This window comes from Nocardia ninae NBRC 108245 (genome assembly GCF_007990755.1).
GTDB classification, from domain to species: Bacteria; Actinomycetota; Actinomycetes; order Mycobacteriales; family Mycobacteriaceae; genus Nocardia; species Nocardia ninae.
On the sequence record NZ_BJXA01000171.1, the window covers coordinates 1 to 2,636 of the forward strand.

General features: G+C 67.6%; 2 protein-coding genes. Both read left to right on the plus strand.

The features are described from left to right. The first annotated feature begins 129 nt into the window (after window positions 1–129). On the plus strand, window positions 130–1,125 hold the full coding sequence (locus tag NN4_RS44405; RefSeq protein ID WP_147144431.1) for a TAXI family TRAP transporter solute-binding subunit: 996 nt from the start codon (window positions 130–132) through the stop codon (window positions 1,123–1,125). 144 nt (window positions 1,126–1,269) lie between these two features. After that, complete coding sequence (locus NN4_RS44410) at window positions 1,270–2,265, plus strand: TAXI family TRAP transporter solute-binding subunit (RefSeq protein ID WP_147144433.1); 996 nt, start codon at window positions 1,270–1,272, stop codon at window positions 2,263–2,265. Window positions 2,266–2,636 lie beyond the last annotated feature (371 nt).

Here is a 2,636-nt window from a genome sequence, read left to right on the forward strand (position 1 = left end):
GGTCGCCAGGGCGCTGGCCGGCGTCGGCGGTCTGCTGCTGCTGTACCTGGAGACCGGCGCGCTCATCGCCGGACTGGTCGCGCTGAGCGCGGCCATCGGGATCACTCTGCTCACTCGAAGGAGGACGACATGAGAAGAGTCGCCGTAATTTTCGCTGTTGCCGCGGTATCGGCCGGTCTGCTCACCGGATGCGGTGGCCGCCGGGACGCGCCGCAGAACGACGCAGGGGGCGCAGTCACCTGCGAGGTGAAACAGGAGACCAGGGTCGGCATCGCGACCGGCAACGCCACCGGCGTGTACTTCGCGCTGGGCAACGCCTACGCCGACCAGGTCGCGCAGGCGACCAACGGCAAGGTGAAGGCGACCGCCTCGGAGACGGGTGCGTCCGTGCAGAACATCCAGCAGCTGGTCGCGGGCAACTACCAGGTGGCGTTCTCGCTCGCCGATACCGCCGCGGACGCCGTGCTCGGCACCGGCAGCTTCGACGGCAAGAAGCAACCGGTGCAGGCGCTCACCCGCCTCTACCCGAACTACACCCAGGTGGTGGTCCGCGCCGACGCAGGCATCAATTCCGTCGCCGACCTGCGCGGCAAGCGCGTGTCCACCGGCTCGCCCAAGTCCGGCACCGAGGTGATCGCCCAGCGCGTGCTGCAAGCCGCGGGCCTGAACCCCGACAGCGATGTCTCCGCCCAGCGCCTGGACCTCACCAAGACCGTGGACGGTATGAAGGACGGCTCCATCGACGCCATGTTCTTCTCCGGCGGTCTGCCGACCCCCGGTATCACCGACCTCTTCACCTCCTCGCGGGACAAGGTCCGCTTCCTCGACCTCTCGAGCCAACTCGACGCGATGCGCAAGGTGAGCCCCGTCTACGAGGCAGGCACGATCCCCGCCGCCACCTACGGCCTGCCCGCCGACGCCAAAACCATCGTCGTCCCCAACGTGCTGCTGGTCCGCGACGACCTCGACGCCGATCTGGCCTGTGTCCTGACCAAGTCGCTGTTCGACCGCAAGGCGCAACTGGAACAGGCGAACTCCGCGGCCAAGGGCATCACTCGCGACACCGCGCGCAACACCGACCCGGTCCCGCTGCACCGCGGCGCCGACCACGCACTGACCAAATAGGAACCCGACCACCTCGCGAAGGCGGCCGGCTCGAGTCCGTGGCGAGCCGGCCGCCGGTGGTGGTCGACGATGCGGAGCACACGGTGCAGGTGCGGCGTGGGTCCGCGGCCGCTGTGGTCGCCGGCGCACGCCAGGGAGGATGAGATGAGGAAAGTGGCGATCGTTGTCGCCGTGGTGTCGGTGTCCGCCGGGTTCGTCACCGGATGCACGAAGAGTCAGGAGGGAACACCCACCGACTCGGGAGCTCCGGTCACCTGCACGGTGCAGGAGGAGACCGAGCTCGGCATCGCCACCGGCAACGCGACCGGTGTGTACTCGGCGCTGGGTAATGCCTACGCGGACCAGATCACGCTGGCCACCGGCGGCAAGGTGACGGCGACGGCCGCGGAGACGATGGCGTCGGTGCAGAACATTCAGCAGTTGGTGGCGGGGAAGTACCAGGTGGCGTTCGCGCAGACCGATACGGCCGCCGACGCGGTGCTGGGCATCGGCACGTTCGACGGGGCGAAGCAGCCGGTGCAGGCGTTGGCGCGGTTGTACCCGAGCTATGCGGCGGTGGTCGTGCGGGCCGACTCCGGCATCACCTCTGTTTCGGAGCTGCGCGGTAAGCGGGTGTCGACCGGCTCGCCGAAATCCGGCACCGAGATGCTGGCACGTCGGCAGCTGCGGGCGGGCGGGTTGAACCCGGACAGCGATATCGCGGTCCATCGCCTGGATCTCACGAAGGCGGTCGCCGGGATGAAGGACGGGTCGCTCGACGCGCTCTTCTTCACCGGGGGTCTGCCGACGCCGGGCCTGGTCGAGCTGTTCAGCTCGGGCGGGGACAGGTTCCGCTTCCTCGATACGTCCGATCTGCTGGCCGGGATGCGCATCCTGAGCCCGGTGTACGAGTTGGGCGCCATTCCCGCCGCTGTCTATGGACTGCCGGAAGACGTGCCGTCCATCGTCGTGCCGAATGTGCTGTTGGTGCGCGACAACTTGGATGCCGACGTGGCCTGTGTGCTCACCAAGGCGCTGTTCGATCGGAAGGCTCAGCTGGAGCAGGCGAACTCCGCAGCCAAGGGGATCGTGCGGGAGCACGCGCGGGAGACGAACCCCGTGCCGCTGCACCGCGGGGCAGAGCACGCACTGGCCAACTGACAGCGGCCGCGGGGAGGCTTGATGGCCTCCTTCGGATGAGGTTGCGGTGGTCTGAGTCACATTCGTGTGATTCAGACCGATCGCTGGCCGATGTCAGGGGTCTTGACCTGCGAATTCTCGGGCTGCGCAGGCGATTTGACGTGGCGTTCTCCGCCGCGTAACTTTATCCAAGTCAGAGCGACACGGACACCGACCCGGAGCCGAGAAGCACAGCGGAGACGCTGCGCGGATGGACCGGGAAACGAGGTAGGACGAGGAGCGCCTGACGCTCACACTAGCTCTACCGGTACCCCGATTTCACGTCGGGTTCATGGCTGAGCTAAGCTTGATAAGTTGCCTCACCGATCGACCGGGCCAGCCCCGCGAGATGG